At 59.9% G+C, this 25255-nt stretch carries 23 protein-coding genes and 1 tRNA gene; 10 read left to right on the forward strand and 14 right to left on the reverse strand.

What is annotated here, in order from left to right:
• The first annotated feature begins 273 nt into the window (after positions 1–273).
• The 3 genes from ACA060_RS18865 (at position 274) to ACA060_RS18875 (ending at position 2515) form a co-directional block, all read left to right on the forward strand.
• Positions 274–1362 (forward strand): asparaginase, encoded by a 1089-nt coding sequence (locus tag ACA060_RS18865; protein WP_497312452.1) that lies wholly within the window; start codon positions 274–276, stop codon positions 1360–1362.
• Between the two features lie 168 nt (positions 1363–1530).
• Positions 1531–1821 carry a DUF1654 domain-containing protein gene (locus tag ACA060_RS18870; protein ID WP_497312454.1) on the forward strand — a complete coding sequence of 97 codons (291 nt, stop codon included), beginning with the start codon at positions 1531–1533 and terminating at the stop codon, positions 1819–1821.
• Between the two features lie 4 nt (positions 1822–1825).
• Positions 1826–2515: an endonuclease gene (locus ACA060_RS18875; protein WP_109633159.1), complete on the forward strand. Its 690-nt coding sequence runs from the start codon at positions 1826–1828 to the stop codon at positions 2513–2515.
• A gap of 58 nt (positions 2516–2573) precedes the next feature.
• Here the strand turns inward: ACA060_RS18875 and ACA060_RS18880 are convergent, their stop codons facing one another.
• Positions 2574–3485, reverse strand: a complete 912-nt coding sequence (locus ACA060_RS18880) for a siderophore-interacting protein (RefSeq protein ID WP_497312456.1) — start codon at positions 3483–3485, stop codon at positions 2574–2576.
• Positions 3486–3586: 101 nt separating this feature from the next.
• Complete coding sequence (locus tag ACA060_RS18885; RefSeq protein ID WP_109633163.1) at positions 3587–3952, reverse strand: penicillin-binding protein activator LpoB; 366 nt, start codon at positions 3950–3952, stop codon at positions 3587–3589.
• A gap of 250 nt (positions 3953–4202) precedes the next feature.
• On the opposite strand from ACA060_RS18885, the gene csrA reads away from it, so the two are divergent.
• Positions 4203–4397: a carbon storage regulator CsrA gene (gene csrA / locus ACA060_RS18890; protein ID WP_007938114.1), complete on the forward strand. Its 195-nt coding sequence runs from the start codon at positions 4203–4205 to the stop codon at positions 4395–4397.
• 194 nt (positions 4398–4591) lie between these two features.
• Here the strand turns inward: csrA and ACA060_RS18895 are convergent, their stop codons facing one another.
• Together ACA060_RS18895 and ACA060_RS18900 are read right to left on the reverse strand one after the other, a co-directional pair.
• Positions 4592–5047, reverse strand: a complete 456-nt coding sequence (locus ACA060_RS18895; protein WP_497312458.1) for a DUF2214 family protein — start codon at positions 5045–5047, stop codon at positions 4592–4594.
• 413 nt (positions 5048–5460) lie between these two features.
• Positions 5461–5655 carry a hypothetical protein gene (locus tag ACA060_RS18900; protein ID WP_010455982.1) on the reverse strand — a complete coding sequence of 65 codons (195 nt, stop codon included), beginning with the start codon at positions 5653–5655 and terminating at the stop codon, positions 5461–5463.
• A gap of 191 nt (positions 5656–5846) precedes the next feature.
• On the opposite strand from ACA060_RS18900, the gene ACA060_RS18905 reads away from it, so the two are divergent.
• Positions 5847–7412, forward strand: coding sequence for a methyl-accepting chemotaxis protein (locus ACA060_RS18905; RefSeq protein ID WP_497312460.1), 1566 nt, complete (start codon positions 5847–5849; stop codon positions 7410–7412).
• A 136-nt stretch (positions 7413–7548) separates the two neighbouring features.
• Here ACA060_RS18905 and ACA060_RS18910 read toward each other — a convergent pair whose 3' ends face one another.
• Together ACA060_RS18910 and ACA060_RS18915 are read right to left on the reverse strand one after the other, a co-directional pair.
• Positions 7549–7725 carry a hypothetical protein gene (locus ACA060_RS18910; protein ID WP_178082317.1) on the reverse strand — a complete coding sequence of 59 codons (177 nt, stop codon included), beginning with the start codon at positions 7723–7725 and terminating at the stop codon, positions 7549–7551.
• Between the two features lie 140 nt (positions 7726–7865).
• Positions 7866–7942: transfer RNA gene (locus ACA060_RS18915), tRNA-Val, on the reverse strand.
• A gap of 183 nt (positions 7943–8125) precedes the next feature.
• On the opposite strand from ACA060_RS18915, the gene ACA060_RS18920 reads away from it, so the two are divergent.
• Entirely contained in the window at positions 8126–9409 is a 1284-nt protein-coding gene (locus ACA060_RS18920) for an NAD(P)/FAD-dependent oxidoreductase (RefSeq protein ID WP_497312463.1), read from the forward strand.
• A gap of 118 nt (positions 9410–9527) precedes the next feature.
• Here the strand turns inward: ACA060_RS18920 and ACA060_RS18925 are convergent, their stop codons facing one another.
• From ACA060_RS18925 to ACA060_RS18945, 5 genes are all read right to left on the reverse strand, one after another.
• The gene (locus ACA060_RS18925; protein WP_497312465.1) at positions 9528–10499 is read right to left on the reverse strand and encodes an XdhC family protein; all 972 of its coding nucleotides are present in this window, start codon (positions 10497–10499) and stop codon (positions 9528–9530) included.
• Position 10500: 1 nt separating this feature from the next.
• Positions 10501–11736: a c-type cytochrome gene (locus tag ACA060_RS18930; protein ID WP_497312467.1), complete on the reverse strand. Its 1236-nt coding sequence runs from the start codon at positions 11734–11736 to the stop codon at positions 10501–10503.
• Positions 11737–11738: 2 nt separating this feature from the next.
• Positions 11739–12278, reverse strand: a complete 540-nt coding sequence (locus ACA060_RS18935; protein WP_497312469.1) for a (2Fe-2S)-binding protein — start codon at positions 12276–12278, stop codon at positions 11739–11741.
• Entirely contained in the window at positions 12271–15102 is a 2832-nt protein-coding gene (locus ACA060_RS18940; RefSeq protein ID WP_497312470.1) for a xanthine dehydrogenase family protein molybdopterin-binding subunit, read from the reverse strand. Before ACA060_RS18940 ends, ACA060_RS18935 begins: the two co-directional genes overlap by 8 nt.
• A 184-nt stretch (positions 15103–15286) precedes the next feature.
• On the reverse strand, positions 15287–16228 hold the full coding sequence (locus ACA060_RS18945; RefSeq protein ID WP_497312472.1) for a LysR family transcriptional regulator: 942 nt from the start codon (positions 16226–16228) through the stop codon (positions 15287–15289).
• Between the two features lie 125 nt (positions 16229–16353).
• Between ACA060_RS18945 and ACA060_RS18950 the strand changes: the two genes are divergently transcribed.
• Genes ACA060_RS18950 through aldA form a run of 4 tightly spaced genes read left to right on the forward strand, consistent with a single transcriptional unit; the run spans position 16354 to position 21119 of the window.
• Entirely contained in the window at positions 16354–17649 is a 1296-nt protein-coding gene (locus ACA060_RS18950) for an MFS transporter (protein ID WP_109633177.1), read from the forward strand.
• A 17-nt stretch (positions 17650–17666) separates the two neighbouring features.
• On the forward strand, positions 17667–18851 hold the full coding sequence (gene rhmD, locus ACA060_RS18955; RefSeq protein ID WP_497312474.1) for an L-rhamnonate dehydratase: 1185 nt from the start codon (positions 17667–17669) through the stop codon (positions 18849–18851).
• Between the two features lie 14 nt (positions 18852–18865).
• Positions 18866–19666 carry an aldolase/citrate lyase family protein gene (locus tag ACA060_RS18960; protein WP_497312476.1) on the forward strand — a complete coding sequence of 267 codons (801 nt, stop codon included), beginning with the start codon at positions 18866–18868 and terminating at the stop codon, positions 19664–19666.
• Positions 19667–19685: 19 nt separating this feature from the next.
• On the forward strand, positions 19686–21119 hold the full coding sequence (aldA, locus tag ACA060_RS18965; RefSeq protein ID WP_497312478.1) for an aldehyde dehydrogenase: 1434 nt from the start codon (positions 19686–19688) through the stop codon (positions 21117–21119).
• 143 nt (positions 21120–21262) lie between these two features.
• Here the strand turns inward: aldA and ACA060_RS18970 are convergent, their stop codons facing one another.
• From ACA060_RS18970 to ACA060_RS18980, 3 genes are all read right to left on the reverse strand, one after another.
• A complete protein-coding gene (locus ACA060_RS18970) occupies positions 21263–23686 on the reverse strand; it encodes a TonB-dependent siderophore receptor (protein ID WP_497312480.1) in 2424 nt (807 codons plus the stop codon).
• A gap of 67 nt (positions 23687–23753) precedes the next feature.
• Entirely contained in the window at positions 23754–24704 is a 951-nt protein-coding gene (locus tag ACA060_RS18975) for a FecR domain-containing protein (protein ID WP_497312482.1), read from the reverse strand.
• Complete coding sequence (locus ACA060_RS18980) at positions 24701–25210, reverse strand: sigma-70 family RNA polymerase sigma factor (protein ID WP_109633190.1); 510 nt, start codon at positions 25208–25210, stop codon at positions 24701–24703. Before ACA060_RS18980 ends, ACA060_RS18975 begins: the two co-directional genes overlap by 4 nt.
• Positions 25211–25255: the final 45 nt, after the last annotated feature.

Consider the following 25255-nt stretch of genomic DNA (forward strand, 5'->3'; position numbering starts at 1 on the left):
CTGGCAAGGCGATGTGTTCACCAGAGGTCGTAGGCCTTTTCGGAGAGCCGAACGCGAATCCTCAACTTATTCGGAAACCCGGACACGAGGCCGTTTAACGCCGGTAGCCAAATAGATAAATATTGATATAAATCATCACGTTAAAAGTTTTTCTCTTTCAAAGTAGGGCTGGTACAGATCCTGCTCTTCACCTACACCGCAGGCGTTCAGATCTGCCTGGGGCGTATCTAGATGAACTTGCATCAGCACCGTCTCACTACTAGAGAGAAAATAATGAAATCTGCCTTCAACACCTTTATTCCGGGCGCTTTGGCCCTCCTGCTGCTCCTGCCTACCGCTCTTCAGGCAAAAGAAGCCGAAACCCAACAGAAACTGGCCAGCGTGGTGATCCTCGCCACCGGCGGCACCATTGCCGGCGCCGGCGCGAGCGCGGCTAACAGCGCCACCTACCAAGCGGCAAAAGTCGGTATCGAGCAGCTGATCGCCGGGGTTCCGGAGCTCAGCCAACTGGCCAACGTTCGCGGCGAACAGGTCATGCAGATCGCCTCGGAAAGCATCACCAACGACAACCTGCTGCAATTGGGTCGTCGCGTCGCCGAACTGGCCGACAGCAAAGACGTCGATGGCATCGTGATCACCCACGGCACCGACACCCTGGAAGAAACCGCCTACTTCCTGAACCTGGTGGAAAAAACCGACAAGCCAATCATCGTCGTCGGCTCCATGCGCCCGGGCACCGCGATGTCGGCTGACGGCATGCTGAACCTGTACAACGCCGTCGCCGTCGCCAGCAGCAAAGACGCTCGCGGCAAAGGCGTGCTGGTGACCATGAACGATGAGATCCAGTCGGGTCGCGACGTCAGCAAAATGATCAACATCAAGACCGAGGCGTTTAAAAGTGCCTGGGGCCCGCTCGGCATGGTCGTTGAAGGAAAATCCTACTGGTTCCGCCTGCCGGCCAAGCGTCACACCATGGATTCGGAATTCGACATCAAAACCATCAAGAGCCTGCCTGACGTCGAAATCGCCTATTCCTACGGCAACGTCAGCGATACGGCCTACAAGGCACTGGCTCAGTCCGGCGCCAAAGCGATCATCCATGCCGGCACCGGCAACGGTTCGGTCTCTTCGCGAGTAGTCCCTGCCCTGCAGGCCCTGCGCAAGGACGGCGTGCAAATCATTCGTTCGTCCCACGTCAATGCCGGCGGTTTCGTCCTGCGTAACGCCGAACAACCTGACGACAAGTACGACTGGGTCGTGGCACATGACCTGAACCCGCAAAAAGCCCGCATCCTGGCCATGGTCGCGCTGACCAAGACCAACGACAGCAAAGAGCTGCAGCGGATGTTCTGGGAATACTGATTCGCCCTCGCCCGACCGACTCCGGTCGGGCACTGCATTCACCACTCGCCAGCCTTGGCGAGTGGTTCACCCCCCTCCGATATCCCGATAAAAAATTTCCCTTCGTCCTACACCAAACGGAAAAAACTGCTGTCAGAGGATTTTCTTGAATTTTAAGCAGTTGCGAAAATGCCTACAGTTAAATACTGTATGCACGTACAGCTTAATAAGGATAATTCCGTGGCCACCACCCCTGCTTCTCCTGACGCCTATCAACGCATGGGCATTCGCGTTCAGAAAATCATCAATTCCCCCACCGCACAGAAAGCCAAAGCCGCACTGATCTTCCGTCTGCCGGACGAACCCGTGGATGAGTGGGAGAAATTGCTCGAAGAGATCGATGAGAACGACAACGTCACCCTCGCCTATCGCGACGATGGCGGCGTGCAGATTTTCTGGGTTGTGCCGAAGGAAGATTGAGTCAATGAGTGTCCGCTGGTTTGCTTTGCTGTTTCTGTTCATCACCCTCGGCGCCCAGGCTGGCGCCCCACGCACCTTCAACGAAGCCAAGAAAGTCGCCTGGAAGCTGTACGCGCCGCAATCCACCGAGTTCTATTGCGGCTGCAAATACACCGGTAACAAGGTCAATCTCGCAGCGTGCGGGTATGTGCCGCGCAAGAACGCCAAGCGCGCCGCCCGCATCGAGTGGGAGCACATTGTGCCGGCCTGGCAGATCGGCCATCAACGTCAGTGCTGGCAAGAAGGTGGACGCAAGAACTGCACACGCTACGATCCGACCTATCAAAAGGCCGAGGCTGACCTGCACAACCTGGTGCCGAGCATCGGCGAGGTGAACGGCGATCGCAGTAATTTCAGTTTCGGTTGGCTACCGGTGCAATCGGGTCAATATGGCTCGTGCCTGACCCAGGTGGACTTCAAGGCGAAGAAGGTCATGCCCCGCCCGTCCATTCGCGGCATGATCGCCCGGACGTATTTCTACATGAGCAAACAGTACGGTTTGCGCCTGTCGAAACAGGATCGCCAACTGTACGACGCGTGGAACAAGACCTATCCGGTCGAAGCCTGGGAACGTCAGCGCAACCAGAGCGTGGCGTGCGTGATGGGTCGCGGCAACGAGTTTGTCGGGCCCGTGGACATGAAAGCCTGCGGCTGATCGACCGCAGAAAAACGAAAAGGCCTCGGGTGGTTATCCCCCGAGGCCTTTTTCGTTTCTAGCCGCCGCTTTTGTTATAGCGCCAGTAGCCCATCAGATTGAGCGACTCCCGGGCAATGCCGCGCTCCTTGATCAAGTGCTTGCGCAGACTCATCACGGCCACCGTCTCGCCGGCTATCCAGCCGTAGAAACCGTTACCGGTCGAGTCAAAGGTTTCCCAGAGAATCTCTTCGTCGACATCGACTTCCGTCAGCTCCACTGCTTCATGAGCCTGCGAAGAAGTGACCGGCAGCTCCGCCCGACGGACCGCTTCAACCATCAGCGACCCTGCCGCTTTACCGCTGGAATAATCCCGGACCAGCCACCGCACTGACAGCCCCGGCCATTCAGGAACCGACAATGCGTCTTCTGCGCTGTCCACCTCGAAAAATGCCTGTGTCATCGGCGGCTCGGCCAAGACGGCCATCTCGTCAAGAATGCCGAGCGCGGCGGGCAATGCAGTGGCATCGGCCACCAGCAACAAGTGCTTGAGCCTGTGAGGCGGCTTCCATTCGAAACCACCGGCGTCTTGCGCTGAAAACTGGCGATCAGGTGCGACGATCTGGATAGGCTCGCCCGCCACCGCACGTATTGCCCAACGGGAGGCGGGACCGGTTTCACCGTGCAAGACGAAGTCGATGTCCACTTCGCCTTGCTCGGCCCGCAAATGGCGAATGGTGTATGTGCGCATCGCCGGACGCTGGTCGGCCGGCATTGAACGGTAGCGCGCATACCAATGCTGGTCATGAGCCAGCTTGGCTGGCGATCCATCCTCGGCTGGAAAGAACAGCTTTACCCGTTGATCCGGCGCCCAGGTGGCCATTTCTGTGACCATCGGACCGGCCAGGGTCACGCGCATCAAATGCGGGCTGAGGGTCTTTTTGTGCGCCAGGACCGCGTCGAAGATTTTGTAAGGGGTGGCGGAGGCCATGGAGAGCTCCTTCTGGGAATCGACAGTGACTACGCTTAAAGACGAGTCAATGTGGATCCCCTTTAAGAGGCTTCGACAGAAAGCTTGCGTGAAAAGGGCTGTTACTGGGCTACAGGACGCTCAAGCACCAGCAATTCGATGTTCTGCTTCTTCGCCCGGGTAATCGCTGCAGCGACCTCGGCCTGCTTGGCTTCGGCTTCGGCTTTCGAATTGAATGGACCGAGCAGAATCCGGGTCTTGCCGTTTTCCTTGACGACGCTGGACATAAAACTGTGTTCGATCAGCCAGCCGCTCAGGTCGCTGACAGCCTGTGGCGTTTCGCCTCGCACTTCGAGATCCCATTGCGGACCGGTGGCCGCCGCCGGTGCGGAAACGACTGCCGGCTTCGGCTTTTGAGCGTCAACGCCTTTACCTTGATCGCACCCAACCAACGCCAGTACTGCGATTACCAAGACCATTTTGCGCACAACGTGTCCCTCTGAATGCTGAAAGCGGCGATTTTACCATTCATGAATACTTCCCGAGTGCCGCAAAATGGGCGCAAAACAACGAGAATGATGGTTGCGGCCTCTGTATAGTTACGCCTTGGGAATTAATGCAGCATCTGCGCGTCAGAAAGAGGCACCCAAACCGTGAGACTTCGCACTAATCTATACATACCACCGACCTCTGCACTGTTCGAATCAGGTGCCCTACAAAGCAATCAAGGAGAAGACCATGCTGATACTCACCCGCAAAGTCGGTGAAAGCATAAATATCGGTGACGACATTACGATCACCATTCTGGGCGTGAGCGGCCAGCAAGTCCGCATCGGCATCAACGCGCCGAAAGACGTCGCAGTGCATCGCGAAGAAATCTACCAACGCATTCAGGCTGGCCTGACCGCCCCAGACAAGCCACAAACTCCCTGAATCCTGTTGCAGTCAGTAGCCAGCCCGTTCAGCCCTGAACACCGGCTGGCTAAAGATTCAAGCATCGTGTCGGCATCCATTCATCCGCTCGCCCCTTCCTGCCAAAAAACGTGAGCCGATATTAACGGCACGTCCCCTGCCCTGACTGTCAGACGTTTCGGATTAACCCCGAGGAAGAACGCGATCAGACCCGGCTAACCAAACGTCACGCCGCGCGCCATGCCCGTGGCAGCCACGACCATCAGCAGCACCAACAGCCCCTCGACATGACTGATCCGTGCAAACAGCTTCGCACGCCCGGTATTGATCGGCGCGCCACGGCTCAGCGCGATCCGCCATTTGATCAGCGTGATCATTGGCGCGACCTCAAGCAGCAGGATCAGAACGAAGAGCGTCATCTTGAGATGGAACAAGGGTTGGTGAAGGTAGTAGTCAGTCCCTTTTTCATACCCACCGAAGGCCCGCATCCCACCGGTGACCAAGAGCAGGACGGCAGAGATGCCCCACAGGTTATCGGCCATCAACACACGACGAGCCTCCCCCGCTCCGGCAGCCAGTTGGCGAAATGCCGTGCCCCGCGTCAGTACCGCCCAGAACCCCAAGGCAAAAGCCAGCAGGTGAATTGCCGCAAGCGACCAATGAACCAGCATCGATAGACTCCCATCAGACTGAGTTTGAGTTTGGCCAGTCAGTAGTAGTCTAAAAAAAAGGAATGCGCTTGAGTTGGAAACGGTGTTTTCGGGGTAGCGGAGGAACAGCGGGAGTCGCGCAAGGGACGCTTAAACGTCGAGGGACAAATGTCAGGCAAAAAAAAATCCCAAGCAGCTGATGGAAGCTTGGGACTTAAAATGCATAAACCGTGGTGGTGAACGCGAAGCAATCTTACCTAAAACCGACACTTGTAACAATATATTTTGGGGACCGTTCGGTTAATAAATTTCCTAAGTGATTCAATATCCACACTATTTTTGTGGACCTTGATCAAACCCGCAAAGACCAGTGTCGCAACTGACATTTTTTCAGAGCGCCAAACAGAGAACCCAGCACGAAGGCTGGGCTCTGGTTATTTTCTGTTTTCCATCATCTTGTCGGCGAGCGCCTTGGCTCTTTCGATCAACAGGTTCTGCCTGTCCTCGTGAGTAGCCCCTCCTACAACCGGGGCCGTCAGGTTGCTTTCCGCAATCAACGCAGCGCAGAAGTATTGATCCCAAACAGCCTTGCCCTCAGACGCCTGTTTGTTCATTTGGTCGGCGATCATATGCGGCTCCTTTCGGTGAGGTAGCACCGCTATCTTACGCCTGAATCGCCAACAACCTCAGCAACTGAAGACCAACGCGAATACGCCGACACATAAACTTTCCGACGCACGACAGGTTCATTTCCAAGGACTCGTTAACCTTTTGCAAATTTGTGCCGATGTCTCTGGTTCAGGGCATAGGAGCAACACAGATGAGAAATAATCAACCCGTTACACAACGCGAGGTTGCCCTTGGACCTCAACAGAAACTCATCTCGACAACGGACTCGCGAGGGGTCATTACTTACTGCAACGACGCCTTCGTAGACATCAGCGGTTTCAACAAGTCAGATCTGATAGGCGCGCCTCAAAACATCGTTCGTCATCCTGACGTACCGTCCGCCATATTTGCCCATATGTGGAGTGCCCTCAAACAAGGCAAACCTTGGATGGGCATCGTCAAGAACCGCTCCAGGAACGGTGACCACTACTGGGTCAACGCCTACGTCACACCCGTTTTTGAAGGTAGCCAGGTCGTTGGTTATGAGTCGGTCCGGGTAAAACCGAGCATCGAACAAATCCGCCGCGCCGAGGCCCTCTATAAACGAATCAGCCTGGGTAAGTCGGCAGTACCCGGCAGCGACAAATGGCAACCCGCCTTAATGGACTGGCTACCGTTCCTGGCCATGAGTTTAGTGGGTACTTTGGGCGGTGTTTTCCTCAGTCCTCCCTTGGCAACATTGGTAGCTGTAGGGGTATCGGCTCCAATGGGCCTGATTGCTTCGCGCCGGCAAAAGCGCGGTGCGCTGCACCTGCTGGAAATGGCAGAGGCTTCCACTTCCGACCAACTGATTGCGCAAATGTATAGCGACGAGCGAGGGCATCAGGCGCGTCTTGAAACGGCCTTCGTGAGCCAGGCGTCACGTCTCAAGACTTGCCTGACACGCTTACAAGACACGGCAGAGCAACTCACCGGTCTGGCCGGGAGATCTGACGCCCTTGCCTCAGACAGCTCCCGTGGACTTGATCGCCAACGAATCGAGACCGAACAGGTATCGGCCGCCGTCAATCAGATGGCAGCAACTACCCAGGAAGTCGCAAGCCACGTCCAGCGCACCGCCGACGCCACCCAGGAAGCCAACGTGCTGACAGGCCGTGGACGCGACGTCGCCCGCGACACCCGCGAAGCCATTCAGCGCCTCTCCAATGTAGTCGGCGAGACAGGCCAGACCGTCGCGCAACTGGCTAAAGACAGTAACGAAATCGGGACGGTTGTCGATGTGATCAAAGGCATTGCCGATCAAACCAACCTGTTGGCACTCAATGCCGCAATTGAAGCTGCACGCGCAGGAGAAATGGGTCGAGGTTTCGCGGTCGTAGCGGACGAAGTGCGCCAATTGGCACAACGCACAACTGAGTCGACCACCCAGATTCACGGCCTGATTTCCAAGTTACAGGCCTCTTCCAACAATGCCGTGAAAACGATGGAAAGCGGCCAGCGCCAGGCCGAAGAGGGAGTTGCGTGGGTGCTGGAGGCCGATAAAGCCCTGATCGGCATCAGTGAAGCCGTCGCCAATATCACTGATATGACAACCCAGATAGCGGCCGCCACTGAAGAGCAATCAGCCGTCGCAGAGGAAATCAGTCGCAACATCACCACCATCGCAACCCTCGCCGATCAGACGTCAGAGCAGGCCAGGCATTCCGCCGAGGTGACCAAGGAATTAACACAGACGGCTAAAACTCAGTATTCGCTGGTTGAGCGCTTTAACCGATAACCCCTGCTATTACTGATCGGGGATCGAAATAGAAAAAGCAGGATGATCAATCCTGCTCTTTAAATCAGTTATCTGCTCGACGCTCAAGATCAGCTATGGCGTAGGCGCATGGGCACGCGTGCTACGGCCGAGAAGCTCACTTATTCCTTTGCATCCAGCCGATCAACATAAAAGCGAGCCCTGGAATGAGCAGCCCGGGCGCCATGTAACTGAACGTCGCTTCGTTTAATAGACCGCCCAAGCCAAAGCTGAATCCGCAGATTGCCAACGGGATGCCGGTTAGAAACATCGGATTTCGAAATGCCTTATCCATAGCATTATCTCCTTGAGAATTTCGCGGACTGAACTATACCGTCTGCCAGTGAGCGGCTGGAATTGCTAAACGCCAGACAACAAAAAAGGGCTCACCTTTCGGTGAGCCCTTCTAGACCGCCCAGCAGAGCGGATTTTGTTTGGTAGGCGCGATTGGACTCGAACCAACGACCCCCACCATGTCAAGGTGGTGCTCTAACCAACTGAGCTACGTGCCTGCTGTGAGGCGGCATTCTACGGAATTCCGGAGGGGTGTCAACACCTTTTTTCGAGCTAACCCTATGAATATGCAAAATATTTAATTTCGGGGCGGTTAAGAAGATTTTCCGGTGGCTGGCGGTCGATTTTTAACTCGGGTAGGATCGATGCACTCGTAAAATATATTAAACAGAGGCAGCCGGATGTCGAACACCCCCTACCCCGAATCCTATTACGCCGCGTCGGCCAATGCGGCTCCGCCGCGTCCGGCCCTGCAGGATGACGTAGAGACCGATGTCTGTGTGATCGGTGCCGGTTACACCGGTCTGTCCTCTGCGCTGTTTTTGCTGGAGAACGGTTTCAAGGTCACGGTACTGGAAGCCGCTAAGGTGGGTTTTGGCGCGTCGGGCCGTAATGGTGGGCAGATCGTCAATAGTTATAGCCGTGACATTGATGTGATCGAGCGCAGCGTCGGTCCCAAGCAGGCTCAGTTGCTGGGGCAGATGGCGTTCGAGGGCGGGCGGATCATTCGTGAGCGGGTCGCCAAATATAATATCCAGTGCGACTTGAAGGACGGTGGCGTGTTCGCCGCCATCACTGCCAAGCAGATGGGCCATCTGGAATCGCAGAAACGCCTGTGGGAACGTTTTGGTCATACGCAGCTTGAGTTGCTGGATCAGAAGCGCATTCGTGAAGTGGTGGCCTGCGATCAATACGTCGGCGGCATGCTCGACATGAGCGGCGGGCACATTCATCCGCTCAACCTGGCGTTGGGCGAAGCGGCGGCGGTCGAGTCGCTGGGCGGCACTATTTATGAGCAGTCACCAGCGGTCCGCATCGAGCGCGGCGTGAACCCAGTGGTGCATACGCCACAGGGTAAAGTCAGGGCCAAGTTCATTATCGTGGCCGGCAATGCTTATCTCGGCAACCTGGTGCCGGAGCTGGCCGCCAAGTCGATGCCCTGCGGGACCCAAGTGATCACCACCGAGCCTTTGGGCGAGGAATTGGCCAAGCGCCTGTTGCCGCAGGATTACTGCGTCGAGGACTGCAATTACCTGCTCGATTACTACCGACTGACCGGCGACAAGCGTCTGGTCTTTGGTGGCGGCGTTGTCTATGGTGCGCGGGATCCGGCGAACATCGAAGCGATCATCCGGCCGAAGATGCTCAAGGCGTTCCCACAGCTCAAAGACGTGAAGATTGATTTCGCCTGGACCGGCAATTTCCTGCTGACCCTGTCGCGTCTTCCTCAGGTCGGACGGATTGGCGACAACATCTACTATTCCCAGGGTTGCAGTGGCCACGGCGTGACGTACACGCATCTGGCGGGCAAGGTGCTGGCCGAAGCGTTGCGTGGCCAGGCAGAGCGTTTTGACGCGTTTGCCGATCTGCCGCACTTCCCGTTCCCGGGCGGACAATTGCTGCGCACTCCATTTGCAGCATTGGGCGCGTGGTATTACGGGTTGCGGGACAAGTTCGGGTACTGACTGACACTGCAAAACCATTGCGGGTGCTCGCGATCGCGAAGGGTCAGTCAACACAGATATAGAATGTGATGGCCTCATCGCGGGCAAGCCCGGCTCCCACAGGGATCAGCGCTTGGCTTTAGAGCCGATCCCGCGCGATGCCGCTGCGGATTCGCAGGATGTCGGCGAGGACGGCCAGGGCTATTTCCGCCGGTGTCTTGCTGCCTAGGTTCAGCCCGATGGGCGCATGGATCCGCGCCAACTCCGCGTCTCCCAAGCCACCAATCCTGCGCAATCGCTCGAAGCGCTTTTGCGAGGTTTGCAGGGAGCCCATCACACCGATATAAAACGCCTCGGTGCGCACGGCTTCCATCATCGCCAGGTCGTCGATGCGCGGATCGTGAGTCAAAGCCACCACCGCGGTATCGCTGTGGCAGCCGCCGTCAGCAATGAACACCGACGGCAATTGACGACGAATCTCGACGTTTTCCAGCACAACACCTCCCAGCACTTCATCGCGCGGATCACAGAGAATCACCTCGAACCCCAAGGCAACCGCAAACTCCGCACACGCCTGAGCGACGCTGGAATACCCCGCCAACAACAAGCGCTGAGCCGCACCGATCCGCACGCGCACCCGGTCAATCTCACGTTCGATGCGCACACCCTGCTCACGGTCAGTGAACAGACTGCGCGCACCGCTGGCCAGATCAACCTCGCGGATCAGCCGACGCTGGCCCAGTAACGCCGACTCCAGCTCCCGCAGATGAGCCTGAACCTCGCACTCGGACTCAAGCTTCTCCACCAACACATCGAGCACGCCGCCGCAGGGCAGACTCACGCGCGAACGCGGATCATCGCCTTCGCCATAACGAACGACGCTGACCGCCTCAACAAACGCGCCCTCGGCGACGCGCTCGAGAAAGTCTTCCTCGACGCAGCCGCCAGACAGCGAGCCGATCCATTGCCCGTCGGTGTTCACCGCCAGCAACGAGCCCGGCGCGCGCGGCGCCGAGCCATACGTGGCGAGCACCGTGCACAGCCAGATGCGCTGGCCAGCCGTCGACCATTCCAGCGCCCGTCGCACGACTTGCAGATCGAGATGCTGCATGTCAGTGGGCCTTGTGCTCGAGCGGCGGTGCATCGGCCCGCAACGTCTGCACATCGCTCACCGCCAGATCACCCGATTGACCACCCCAGCCCTGACGCAGGTAGTTCAGCAGATCGGTGAGTTGCTCATGGCTGAGCTTCTCGGCGAACCCCGGCATCGGTTGCATGTGTTCGAACCCGGCGAATTTCTGCTCACCAATGCCGTCGTCGATCACCCGCATCAGGTTGCGCGGATCGTCCAGGCGCAACGTGGTGTTGCCGCGCATAGCCACGGCGATGTGCGGTTTGCCTTCGCCGCCAACCGCGTGGCATCCGGCGCAGACGTTCAGGTAATCCTGACGACCGCGCTGGGCGCTGGCGCTGAGTTTGTCCAACGGCACGTCCGTCAGCACCTTCGCCGCCGGCGGTTGATCGCCGAGCAGGAAGGTCGCCATCGCCGCCAGATCCGGGTCATTGAGGCCTTGGGTGCTGTTGTGGAACACCGGGAACATCTCGTTGAACATCGTGCCCTGGGCGCTCATGCCGTGTTTGAGGAACGAGCTCAGGTCCTGATGATTCCAGCCGCGCGCGGCCAGGTCATTGGCCAGCAGACTTGGCGCCAGGTAGCCGTTGAGCAGGCCGCCGGTCATGCGTTTGTCCTGCTGCATCGCGCCCGGCAAACCGCGCGGCGTGTGGCATTCGCCGCAGTGACCGAGCACGTCGACCATGTACTGGCCGCGTTTCCAGGCTTCGCTTTTACCTTCAGCCGGTTCCAGTTTCACGTCCTTGCCGTAGAGCGTGTTCCAGCCCATCAAACCCAGACGCACATTGAACGGAAAGCTCAGGCTCGTGACCGGTGCTGCACGCTCGATCGGCTCGACGGTTTTCAGGTACGCGTGAATCGCGTCGGAATCTGCGCGTGGCATCAGGTGATACGAGGTGTACGGCATCGCCGGGTACAGGTTCGCGCCATCGCGACGCTTGCCCTCGGTGAGCGCGGCGAAGAACTCGTCATCGTTGTACAGACCGATGCCGTGGTCCTTGCTCGGGGTGATGTTGGTGCCGTAGATCGTGCCGAACGGCGAGACGATCGGCAGCCCGCCCGCATACGGCGCGCCACCCGGCGCGGTGTGACACGCCATGCAATCGGCGGCACGGGCGAGATAGGCACCGCGAACCACTTGATCATCCGCATGAGCCAGGAACACAGGCGCAGCCAGACCAACCGCCAACGCCAGGCGGGAAAGAAGATGCTTCATGCTTAACCCTCCTTGACCAGGCCGAGATCGGTCAGCACGTTGCGCGTCGCGCTGTAATAACGCACGTAGCCGGTGCAGCGGCAGATGTGGTGACCGAGGCTGTCCTCGATGACTTTTTCCAGCTGGCTTTTGACGATGGGCTGACGCTGCAGCTTCTCCACCAACACCGTCGCGGCATTCACGAAACCCGGTGCGCAGTAGCTGCACTGGAAGGCGAATTCATCGACGAAGCGCTGCTGGATCGGATTAAGTTCAGTGACCTGGCCGTGCTCGTCGCGGGTCGCGTGGCCTTCAATGGTCCGCACCTTTTTGCCTTCGAAATAGTGCGCACCTGTGATGCAGGTGCGCACTTCTTCGCTGGTGCCGTCCGGGTTGTCGACGATCACCACGCAGGCGTGGCAGATGCCCTGACCGCAGCCGAGACGCGAGCCGGTGAGGTTTTTGTATTCGTGCAGGTAGTCGATCATCGGCAGGTCATCAGGGATGTCCACCGGGCCGACGGATTGACCGTTGAGGGTCAGTTGAAGCCGACGGTTAGCCATTGAGGGCCTCCTTGATGCGGGCAGAAGTGATAGGCAGGTCGCGGACCCGTTTGCCGATGGCGTGCGCCACGGCGTTACCGATGGCGCCGACCACCGGGATCATCACCACTTCGGCGATGCCCTTGGACGGATCGCTCGGCGACAGCGGCGGCAGGATCTCCGCCGTCTGCTTCCAGACCGCAACGTGGCGCGCCATCGGCAAGCGGTAACGGTTGAAGTTCCAGTCGCCCTCCCCCGGCCCGCCTTCGTACAGCGGCATCTCTTCCATCAACGCATGACCGATGCCCATGGCAATCCCGCCTTCGAGTTGGCCCTTGACCAGTTCTTCCACCAGCACCCGACCGCACTCGACCCACGAGTGATGGTTGAGCACCTGAACCTCGGCCGAACCCTTGTTCACTTTCAATTCCACCAGGGTCGCGACCGGGCTGTAATAGGTCACCGCCGCGTTGTTCAACTGAGTGTCCGGGTAATGGATGTTCTGGCGGTCGAGCAGGTGGAAACCGGCGCTGTTCATCTGCGCCTTTTTCACGCTCGGAGCGCCGTCGCCGTACTTCACTGCCAGACCATCAAGCGGCAGACGTTCACGCACGCCGTCGATGCTGAACTCGGCCTCAGCCCAGCTCCAGCGGTTGAAACCGTGCACCGTCGCGCCGGTCACCAGGCCTTTTTCGTGGGCGTGTTTGGCCAGTTGCTCGAAGCTCAGCGGCTGCATACCGTTGGCGGTGAGTCGGCCGTCGACCCAATGCGCATCTTCGCGGCGCACCACATACGGATTGGCCTGGCCGCCGTAAGGGCCTTGGCCCCAGATCTGCAACGCCGCCGGCCACAAACCGTGGTTAAACAGCACGCGCGCCGCTTCACGGGTGGCGTGGCTGAAGTAGTAGGCGGAGTTGGTCGCCGACGAGGCCGAGGCGAGCTTGCCGACCCAGCGCGGATTGCGCAGGAATTTGTCCTGCTCGGCCTGGCTCATGATGTACGGGTTGCCGCCGGTGATCAGCTGCAACTCGTTCCATTCAGTCTCGCCGGTCTTCACTTCAGTCGCCGGGACGCCGAGGAAATCGGCCACGACCAAGGCTTGCGAGGTGGACATGCCGGTGCCGATTTCGATACCGATGTGGCGCAGGGTGATGTGCCCATCAGCGGTGAATTCGATGCTCGCCATCGGCGCTTCGGAGCCGGTGCCGAAGTCTTTCTGGCAGATGGCGAAACCAACGCCGTACCAGTTGTCCGGGTCCTGGGCTTCGCGCTGTTTCTTGATCGCGTCGCGGTTTTTCCAGACTTCGTGGACAGCGGCTTTATCGAGAATTTCGTGCAGACGCAACGCACCTGCCGGCACTGCGCCCTGGGTGTTTTTCATGCCCGAGACCATGGCGTTTTTCTTGCGCAGATCAATCGCATCGATGCCGAGGCGATCGGCAATTTCATCGACCATCATCTCGGTGGAGGCCATGCTTTGCAGCGTGCCGTAACCGCGCATCGACCCAGCTTCAACGGCGCGGGAATGGTAGGCGGTGACCTGCAAATCGTTCTGCGGCATGTAGTAGATCGACTGCGCCGCCGTGGCGCCAACCGCCGCCACCGATGGGCTGTAATTGATCCGCCCGCCGCCGTCGACGTTCATCTCGGCGCGGAAAATCTTGAAACTGTGATCGGTCTTGTCCACCGCCAGTTGATAGCGGATGTCGAACGGGTGACGCTTGATGCCGCTCTGGAACTGCTCGTAGCGATCGTTGGCCAGACGCACCGGCACACCGGCGCCGTACAACGCCGCCAGCGCCGCGTAGTACACGAAAATGTTGTGGTCTTTGGAGCCGTAGCCGACGGTGTAACCGGGGTGCATGTTCAGGTTTGCCAGGCCGAAACGCGACGGCGCGATCATTTTCGCGGTCTCGGTCGCGGTCTCCAGCGGGCACTGGGTGGCGACGACAAAATGCAGGGTCTTGGTCGCCGGGTCGTACCAGCCGTTGCCGTTGTCCGGCTCCATGGCGGCCGGTTCGATCGACGGGGTTTTGTAGCGCTCGTCGAACACCAGCCAGTTGTCTGGCGGCGTGTCGATCTGCTGCTTCATGCGCTCGGCGTAGAACAGGCCGCGCTCGGTCAGGTTGCCGTGCAGATTCGGCAGGGAATTCCAGACCGGACGACGGTTGCGCAGCATCGGGAACAGGATCGAATCCTTGAGGCTGGCGAATTCGTCCTCGTCCGCCGAGGTCGCCCCGCCGACGCGCACGTAGCGGAAACTGCCGTAGGGATCGCCTTCGTAGAACGGCACTTTGTCGCCGTAACGAATCGCTTTGTCATTGAATTTGAGTTTGGCCTTGGCCTGACGGAAACGCTCGAAGTCGTTCCAGATCAGGATCGCCACCGGGTGCCCGATGAACATCGGCACCTTGCCTTCCGGCAGCAGCGGATCCGGCGCGTGTTCTTCCGGGAAGGCGATGCCGTCCTTGTCCAGTTCAGCGGCAGTGACGATACGGTCCGGCTGCAAGTCAACGCCGAGCCACGCCAGGTCGTAACCGGCGTAAATGCGATCGGCCTTGGTGGTTTTCAGCAGCATGGCGTGACCTTGTTGCTGCGGCCAGCCCGGCATGTCCTTGGCGCGGATGTCGCGGGCAAAGACTTTACTGCCGCAGACCTTGGACAAGGCATCGTTACGCGAGCGCGCCTTGCCGTTGTTGCCGAGCCATTGCTCGGACGGCACGGTCACGCTGTTTTCCATCAGGGCCGCCAGCGCCTGACTGCTGAGCGGCGTGAGCGTCACGCTCACACCCGCCACCAGCCCGCCCTGAAGGAACGAGCGCCGGGATATTTCACGGTTGGACATGGATCATCCTCTGGGCGGTTATGGGTCCGCCCTTCTGGTTATGTTCTGGGGATCTCGAGTCTTGCAGAAGCCCTTTTTGACGAGGCAAAGGGCTGTGTTGACAGTGCAAAGCTGACCGAAAGGTTAACTTTATAGATTTATGCGCTTTTAGAAAACAACTGGTAACAAAAATCTGACCGAAGAATCAAAAAATCGCCGCTTTTCGGCGGAGCAAATCGATGAACAAACCCAACTCCCGGCTGATGTGTTCGCCCTTGCGAAGCAGCAATCCGAACGGCGCCAGTTGCACGTCCAGCTTTACGGGCAGCGCCACCACCAGCCCCATTTTCAGGTAGTCGCGCAACGCGGTTTCCGAGAGCACCATGATGGCGTCGGTCAGTTGAATCAGTTGCTGCATCGAATACACCGAGCTGCATTCGATGATGTCGGCGGGCGTCGGCAAGGCCAGGCGCTGCAAGGCTTGATCAAGCCCGATGCGCGCCGGACTGGTCTCCGGCTGCAGGATCCACGGCCAGCCGCTGACCAGTTCCGAGAGTTCGAGTGCTTCCCTTTGCACCAAGGGATGACCGGCGTGAACGACAACCAGCAACCGTTCGTTGCCCAGCTGTTCGAATTCGTAATGTTCGCTGTCGGTGGCGGCATTGCGCCGGGCAATGGCGAGGTCGATGCGGCCCTGCTCCAGAAGCTGGATCACCTGGTCACTGGTGTCGCCCATGATGCGAATGCGCAACTGCGGATTGAGCGCCTTGATCTCGGCAATCGAATCCATCACCAGGTCAGGCGCGGCGCCCATGATGGTGCCGATGGACAGATAACCGTAACCGCCCTGCTGCCGCGCGATCAGGTCTTCGGCGCAGCGGTCGAGGCCGCTGAGGGCGGATTCGGCGAAGCGAATCAACTCACTGCCCAGCGCCGTTGGCCGCATCCCGCGCGGCAGGCGCTCGAACAGATCGCAGCCGAACATGTCTTCAATCTCGTGCAGCATCCGGGTCGCCGCCGGTTGCGACATGTTCAGGCTTTGCGAGGCGCGGTGCAGGTTCTGACTGCTGCTCAGCGTCACCAGCATGTGCAAATGCTTGTAGCGCAGGCGGTTGAGCAGGCTGCGGGAGATGATCGGCGTGGTCATGGCGGGCCTTTTGTATCGATACCCTGAGGGTATCAGTTGTGAGCTAGATTCGATTTGTAACGCATCGATCCACGGCCGTACAGTCTTTCCCATAAGAACAAATGCCCTACCAAAGGAAAACTGCGATGAAGACTCTACCCGCGCCTCTGCTCGCCAAAATTTCCTGGCGGCTGCTCCCGTTTCTGCTGCTGATGTACATCATGGCCTTCCTCGACCGCGCCAACGTCGGGTTCGCCAAGCAAGCCTTTCAAGCCGACACCAATATCAGCGACGCCGCCTTCGCCTTCGGTGCCGGGGTGTTTTTCGTCGGATATGCGCTGCTTGAAGTGCCGAGCAATCTGATCCTGCACCGTGTCGGCGCCCGGCTGTGGATGTGCCGGATCATGGTCACCTGGGGCCTGGTCTCCGCCGCCATGGTCTTCGCCCACACCGAAACCAGCTTCTACATCCTGCGCTTTTTGCTGGGCGTGGCCGAAGCCGGATTCTTCCCCGGCGTCATCCTCTACCTCACCTATTGGTTCCCCAGCGCCGCGCGCGGCAAAGCCATGGGCTTCTTCTACTTCGGTGCGCCGCTGGCGTTCATCTTCGGCAGCCCGCTGTCCGGCCTGTTGCTGGAGCTGGACGGATTTGCCGGTGTCCACGGCTGGCAATGGCTGTTCGCGGTTGAAGGCCTGATGGCCACCGCGGTGGGTGTCTGGGCCTATTGGTATCTGGACAATCGCCCGGCCGATGCGAAGTGGCTGACGGTTGAAGAGCGCCAGCAAGTGCAAGGCATCCTCGATCAAGAAGACAGCCACAAACAGAACCACGGCCGCAGCCTGCTCAACGTCCTGTGCCAGCCGTCGGTGCTGTACCTGTGCCTGATTTATCTGCTCATTCAGGCCAGCGTTTACGGCGTGGTGTTCTATCTGCCCACCCAGGTCGGCGGACTCTTGGGCACCAAGGTCGGGCTGATGGTCGGACTGGTCACGGCGATTCCGTGGATCTGCGCGATCGTCGCGGCATACCTGATCCCCGGTTACAGCGACCGCACCGGCGAACGTCGTCGCACCGCCTGCCTGACGTTACTGATGTCGGCAGCCGGGATCGCCTGCTCGGTGACCTTCGCCAGCCCGTTCCTCGGCATCGTCGCGCTGTGCTTCGCCGCTTCCGGCTTCATCGCCGTGCAACCGGTGTTCTGGACCTTCCCTTCCAGCTACCTCGCCGGCAGCGCTGCGGCGGCCGGGATCGCCTTGATCAACTCGTTCGGCGCCCTCGGCGGCTTCATCGCCCCGGTGCTGAAAAACTGGGCCGAAGGCGCCTTCCATTCACCGGCCGCCGGTTTATACGTGCTGGCCGGCACCACTGTCATCGCCGCGTTGCTGGTGCTGGGTATCCGCTCACCCGTCCAGAAGCCTTCCAGTACACCGGCCACCGTTTAAACCTGAGGAGTCACACCATGGGCATTCCAACCATCAAACACGTCCGCGCCTTCACCCTGCGAGGCGGCGGCGCGGATTATCACGATCAGGCGGACGGCCACTGGATCGACGATCACATCGCTACGCCGATGAGCAAATACCCAGAGTACCGCCAGAGCCGCCGCACTTTCGGCATCAACGTGCTCGGGACACTGGTGGTCGAGATCGAAGCCAGCGACGGCACGGTCGGTTTTGCCGTGACAACCGGTGGCGAGCCTGCCGCGTATATCGTCGAAAAACACTTGGCGCGATTCCTGGAAGGTGCGCGGGTCACCGATATCGAAAAAATCTGGGACCAGATGTACCAATCGACGTTGTATTACGGGCGCAAAGGCATCGTCATCAACACGATCTCCGGCGTCGACCTGGCGCTGTGGGACTTGCTTGGCAAGATCCGCAAAGAGCCAGTGCATCAATTGCTCGGCGGTGCGGTGCGCGACGAATTGCAGTTCTACGCCACCGGCGCCCGTCCGGACCTGGCGCAGAAAATGGGTTTCATCGGCGGAAAAATGCCGCTGCACCACGGCCCGGCTGAAGGGGAGGAAGGCCTGCGCAAGAACCTCGAAGAGTTGGCCATCATGCGGGAACGGGTCGGCCCGGACTTCTGGCTGATGCTCGATTGCTGGATGAGCCTGGACCTCAACTACGCCACCAAGCTGGCGGTCGGCGCCCACGAATATGGCTTGAAGTGGATCGAAGAAGCCCTGCCGCCGGACGATTACTGGGGCTACGCGGCCCTGCGCAACAACGTGCCCAAAGGCATGCTGGTGACCACCGGCGAACACGAAGCCACCCGCTGGGGCTTCCGCATGCTTCTGGAAATGGGTTGCTGCGACATCATCCAGCCGGACGTTGGCTGGTGCGGCGGCATCACCGAACTGGTGAAGATCTCGGCTCTGGCCGACGCCCGCAACGCTCTGGTCATTCCTCACGGCTCGTCGGTCTACAGCTACCACTTCGTCGCCACCCGGCATAACAGCCCGTTCGCCGAGTTCCTGATGATGGCGCCGAAAGCGGACGAAGTGGTGCCAATGTTCCACCCGCAATTGCTCGGCGAACCGGTGCCGGTGAACGGCCGCATGCGCCTGTCGGCACTCGACCAGCCAGGTTTCGGCGTGACGCTCAACCCGGAATGCCAACTGCATCGGCCGTATAACCGCTGAGAAAGGACCCCGTCATGAACATGCCTCACAACGCTTTCAAGGCCGCGCTGAAAAATCCGGCGACCCAGTACGGCATCTGGGCCGGTTTCGCCACCGGCTATGCCGCCGAAATCGTCGCCACTACCGGTTATGACTGGATGTTGATCGATGGTGAACATGCGCCGAACACCGTGCCCGGCGTACTCGCGCAATTGCAGGCGGTGGCGCCCTACTCCACCGCGCCCGTCGTGCGTGCAGTGACGGGCGATGCCAATCTGATCAAGCAACTGCTGGATATCGGCGCGCAAACGCTGATGATCCCGATGGTCGAAACCGCCGAGCAAGCGGCCGCGCTGGTGCGCGCCATGCGTTATCCGCCGCATGGCATTCGTGGCGTCGGCGGCGGCCTGACCCGCGCCACGCGCTGGGACGGCGTGCCGGATTACCTGAACACCGCCCATGAGCAGTTGTGCCTGATCGTGCAGGTGGAATCGCGCACGGGTGTGGAAAACGTCGAAGCAATCGCCGCTGTCGAAGGCGTGGACGCGGTGTTTATCGGCCCGGCGGATTTGTCCATCGGCCTCGGCCATGCCGGCAACCCGGGTCATCCTGAGGTTCAGGAACGCATCCAACACGCGGTGCAAGCGACGCTCGCGGCCGGCAAGGCCTGCGGCATTCTCGCGCCGAACGAAGAGGATGCGCGCCGTTATCAGAGTTGGGGTTGCCAGTTCATTGCGGTGGCCATCGACATCAGCCTGCTGTGCCAAAGCGCCATGTCCACCCTCGCGCGCTATCGCACACCGGCCACCGAGCACGCGCCGTCGCGCACCTATTGATCAGCCAAGGAGTCGTCCCATGTCGTCCGTGCCTGTCTACGAAAACTTCATTAATGGCCAGTTTGTGGCCAGCGCTGCCCACCTCGATGTGATCAACCCGGCCACCGGCGTCGTACTGTCGAAAGTCCCGGCCTCGACGGCCGAAGACGTCGACCACGCCCTCGCCGCCGCGCGTACTGCGCAAAAAGACTGGTCGCGCAAACCGGCGATTGAACGCGCCGGGCATCTGCGGCGGATCGCCGCCAAGCTGCGGGAGAACGTACAGTACCTGGCGCGCACCATTACCCTGGAACAAGGCAAGGTCAGCGGTCTCGCGGAGGTCGAGGTCAATTTCACCGCCGATTACCTCGACTACATGGCCGAGTGGGCCCGACGCATTGAAGGTGAAATCATCACCAGCGACCGCCAGAACGAAAACATCTTTCTGTTTCGCAAACCGCTGGGCGTGGTCGCCGGCATCCTGCCGTGGAATTTCCCGTTTTTCCTGATCGCCCGCAAGATGGCCCCAGCCCTGCTGACCGGCAACACCATCGTGATCAAACCCAGCGAAGAAACCCCGAACAACTGCTTCGAATTCGCCCGGCTCGTCGCCGAAACCGATCTGCCACCCGGCGTGTTCAACGTGGTCTGCGGCGATGGTCGAGTGGGGGCGGCACTCAGCGCGCACAAGGGCGTGGACATGATCAGCTTCACCGGCAGCGTCGACACCGGCTCGCGAATCATGGCCGCCGCGGCACCGAACATCACCAAGCTCAACCTGGAACTGGGCGGCAAGGCGCCGGCCATTGTGCTGGCGGATGCCGACCTGGATCTGGCGGTGAAAGCCATTCGCGATTCGCGGATCATCAACAGCGGCCAGGTGTGCAATTGCGCCGAGCGAGTGTACGTCGAGCGCAAGGTCGCCGATCAGTTCATCGAACGCATTTCTGCCGCGATGAGCGCGACCCGTTACGGTGATCCGATTGCTCAGCCAGATGTGGAAATGGGCCCGCTGATCAACCGTCAGGGCCTGGACAGCGTCAACCGCAAAGTCCGTACGGCGTTGAGTCAGGGCGCAAGTTTGATCAGTGGCGGGCAGATTGCCGATCTACCAAATGGCTTCCACTTCCAGCCCACGGTGTTGGCGGGTTGCAGCGCCGATATGGAAATCATGCGCGAGGAGATTTTCGGCCCGGTGCTGCCGATCCAGATCGTCGATGACCTCGACGAAGCCATCGCCCTGGCCAACGATTGCGACTATGGCCTGACTTCATCGATCTACACCCGCGACTTGAGTAAAACCATGCAGGCGATGCGCGAGCTGGATTTTGGCGAGACTTACGTCAACCGGGAGAACTTCGAAGCCATGCAGGGCTTCCATGCCGGGGTGCGTAAATCCGGGATTGGTGGTGCGGATGGCAAGCATGGGCTTTACGAGTACACGCATACCCATGCGGTGTATTTACAGGGCTGAGTTTTGCGGCGCTGCCTATGCCGCCATCGCGGGCAAGCCCGCTCCCACAGGGTTCTTGGTGTTCACTCAATGTGTGAAACAACACAGATCACTGTGGGAGCGGGCTTGCCCGCGATGGCGTCATGTCAGCCAATGAGATGCCGTCAGAAGTCCACCGTCGCCGAAAGCAGATAGGTCCGAGGCGTCGACAGCGTCAACCCAGGCTCGCTGTCATCCGACGCCCCGGCCGAACTCCAATAGCGCTTGTCCGCCACGTTCTCGATATTGGCGCGCAATGTGATGTTCTTTTCCTCGACCTTGAACGCGTAGCGTGCGCCCACGTCGAAACGCTCCCAGGAATCGATTTCCTTGTTGTTGGACTGATCCAGGTATTGCGAGCTGGAATAGAGGCCGCGGCTGGTGAGGGTCAGGCCCTGAACAGTCGGCACGTCCCACTCGGCGCCGAGGTTGACGTTGTATTTCGGCGTGGCCGGCGCCCGGTTGCCGTCGAAAGTGCCATTGGCGGTGTTGGTCAGCTCGCTGTCGATGTACATGACACCGCCGAGCAGGCGGAAACCGTCGAGCGGCTCACCGAACACACTCAACTCCACACCTGTGTTTTCACGCTTGCCGTTCGGGCCGAAGACGCGTGTCGTGGCGTTGGTCTCATAGGCCGGCTGCTTGATCCGGAACACTGCGGCGGTCACCGCGAAAGCACCGGCGTCATACTTGGCGCCGACCTCGACCTGGCGGCTGATGAACGGCGGGAAAATCTCGTCTTCGTTGATCGAGGTCGACGGTGCGATCTTGCCCTGGCTCAGGCCTTCCATGTAGTTGGCGTAAAGCGACAGCTTATCGGTGGCCTTGAACAGGATGCCGCCTGATGGCGAAACCTTTTCCTCATCGTAGGCGGTGTCGCCTTTGATGTTATCCGACCAGTCGTCAACCTTGACCCGCTGCCAGCGCGCGCCGAGGGTCAGCAGCAGCTGGTCATCGAAGAAACCCAGGGTGTCGGACAACGCCACGCCGCTGAAGCGGTTTTCGGTGTAGACCTTCGGATCCTGTCGCGTCGGTCTGACCGGTGTCGGTGTTTCCACCGGATTGTAGAGGTTGCTCGCCGCCGCCGCGTAACGCGCGCCGCCATTTTCGAAGTCCATGTAGAAGTAGCTGGCGGCCAGGTTGACCTCGTGGCTCACCGGACCGGTGTGGAACCAGTTGCGCACCCCGGCCGTGGCCGTCCGCACATTTTCGTCGCGAGTAAAATCACGCGGCTGCACGCTGAAATCGCCCCGGTCATTGGTGACTGCAACGGCATGCCGGAGGAAGTCATGGTTGCTTTTGCGCGCGCCGACACCGCCATACAGCATGACGGAATCGCTGACATCGAACTCGCCGTTCACCGTGCCGAAGGTGTCGTTGGTGCTCGCCTTGCTCCAGGGTTGCGCATAGTTGTGGCGCACATCGCTGGCCCGCGGAACCTGCGCGTTGGCGTTCACCTGCACGCGTTCCTGCGGGGCGTCGGTGTCACGCTCGGTGCGCCCGATGTCCGTCGAGAGCCGCAGGCGTTCACCGCGAAAATCCAGGCCGAGTACGGCCATCTCGCGGTCGACATTCTGTTGATCCCATTCGGTGTCGCCGGACTGTTTGACGCCGTTGAAGCGAATACCGAATTTGTTGTCCTCGCCAAACCGCCGGCCGACATCCACAGCACCGCCGACCTGGCTGTCGGACGCGTAGCTGCCGGTGAACGACGTGATCGGTTTGTCGGTGGCGCGCTTGGGCACCACGTTTATCCCGCCGCCTACGCTGCCCCGCGGCGAGATGCCGTTGATCAGCTGGCTCGGACCTTTGAGCACGTCGACGCGGTCGGCCATTTCCATGTCGATCGTATAAGTCGGGAGGATGCCGTAGAGACCGTTGTAGGCAACATCACTGTTGAACAGGCTGAGCCCGCGAATGGTGAACTGCTCGTAGCGCCCACCCGCCGGGTTGGTGGCGCGAACCGACGGATCGTTGGCGATCAGGTCGCCCAAGGTCCGCGCCTGCTGGTTCTTCACCACCTCGCTGGTGTAGGTGGTCATGCTGAACGGAGTTTCCATAAAGTCTTTGGAGCCGAGCATGCCCTGCGAACCGCGGCGGGCGACCTGGCCGCCGGCATACGGATCGCCATCCACCGGGTCGATGGAGCCGAGAATCGAGGTGGCACCCAGTTGCAGGCCGCTGCCTTCTGGCGCCGGGGTCAGGATGTAGGCCTGTTCGCCCACTGGCTGCAGTTGCAGGCCGGAACCCTGCAGCAGCCGGGCAAAGCCCTCCTCCACGGCGAACTCGCCGGAAAGACCGGGACTGTTGCGACCGCTCACCAACGCCGGGTCAACCGAGAGGTTGACGCCCGCCAGACCGGCGAAACGGGTCAATGCTGCGCTGAGGCTACCTGCCGGCACCTGATAACTGCGTCGAGGCGCGTCTTCGGCCCAGCTGGCAGTGACAAACAACGGACAGGCACTGAGGCTCAGCAACAGGCTCAAGTGCATTAACGGGCGCAGGCGGGATGAAGCCAGACGCGGACTCGATGGGAACACTGCGGGCATTGAAGAAGCTCTCTTATTTCGTTCACTTGCCTTGAATGACAATCGACGCGAAAAAAGGGGACACACTTCAAACACTATTTTTGCGCGGCAGCAGCGTTACCCAATAACGCGTACGCGAATGCACCTCCAGCGGCAGGCTGGCCGCCAGCAACGCGAGGATACGGTCGGTGTCTTCCAGGCGAAAACTGCCAGTGACGCGCAGGGATTCCAATTCCGGTTCCCAGCGCAACACGCCTGGACGATAAGTGCTGAGTTCGCGCAGGAAATCCCCCAGCGGCTGGTTCTGCGCCATCAGCACACCGTCACGCCAACCTGGGGCGAGCACGTCGAAGGGCTCCACGGCACCGGCATCCGCGACCTGAAGACTGACTTGCTGGCCGGCGCGCAACGAGAAGACCGGTCCGTGCAACGGCTGCAACTGCACGGCGCCGTTAAGCACAGACACTCTGCAACCCGTCTGCCACTGACGGACACACACTTCACTTTGACTGACGACCACTTGGCCGAAATGGGTCTGGATCGTCAGCGGCGAAGTGCCGGGGACTTTCAGGGCTATTTCGCCTTCCACAAGCTTCAGTAGCCGGTTGTTCAGATCGATATCGACGGCACTGGCGGTGTTCAATTGCAGCGAGCTGCCATCGGCCAACTGGACTTTCTTTCCCTCCCCGGTCGCTGTGCGCAGATCGGCGCCCCAGACGTCCAGAGGCAATTGCCGACTGATCAGCCAGGCAGCCGGCACCAACGCGACCGCTCCGACGGCGCGCTTGAGTACTGCGCGTCGGCTTGGTTGCGGCCGATCCAGACTGGCCATCGCCAGTGCTGACGGCAGGTCGGTGAAGCGCTGGCGCAAGAGTTGCGCTTTTTGCCAGGCCTGCTCGTGGCTGGAATGGCTGTCGCGCCAGTTCTGCAATTCGGCTCGGTCGCGCTCATTGGCGGTGCCCGATTCCATGAGCGCCAGCCACCGTGCGGCAGCCCGGATGGCTTGGCGGGCGTCGGCCGAAGGGGCTGAACCGATCACAGGTCCACCAGCAGGCAGTGTTCGTAGGCTTGCGCCATGTAGCGCTTGATCGTGCGCTCCGAGACTTGCAGGCGCTCGGCAATGTCTTGATAACCCAGGCCTTCCAGTTGGCTCCAGAGAAACGCCCGTCGCACCGGCGTCGGCAATCCATCGAGCAACTCGTCGAGGGCTTGCAGGGTTTCCAGCAGGATCCAGCGTTGTTCGGGGGATGGCACGCAGTCTTCCGGCAGCAACGCCAGTGCATTGAGGTAAGCCTGCTCGAGGCTGCGGCGTTTATAGAAGTTGGTCAGCAACCGTTTGCCCACGGTCGCCAGGTAGGCGCGGGGTTCTTGAAGGTCAGCGATGCGCTGGGAGCTGGCGAGCAAGCGCACGAACGTATCCTGGCTCAGGTCCGCTGCATCATGACCATTGCTCATGCGTCGTCTCAACCAGCTTTCGAGCCAGCCGCGATGGTCGCGGTACAAATCGTGGAAGGTTTGCTCCTCCGGCATCGCTGCATCGCTCATTTCAAGAAGCCCTGTGCCAAGGAGTTATCGTAAATGAGAGTGATT

It is taken from the genome of Pseudomonas sp. LBUM1671, from assembly GCF_059695685.1.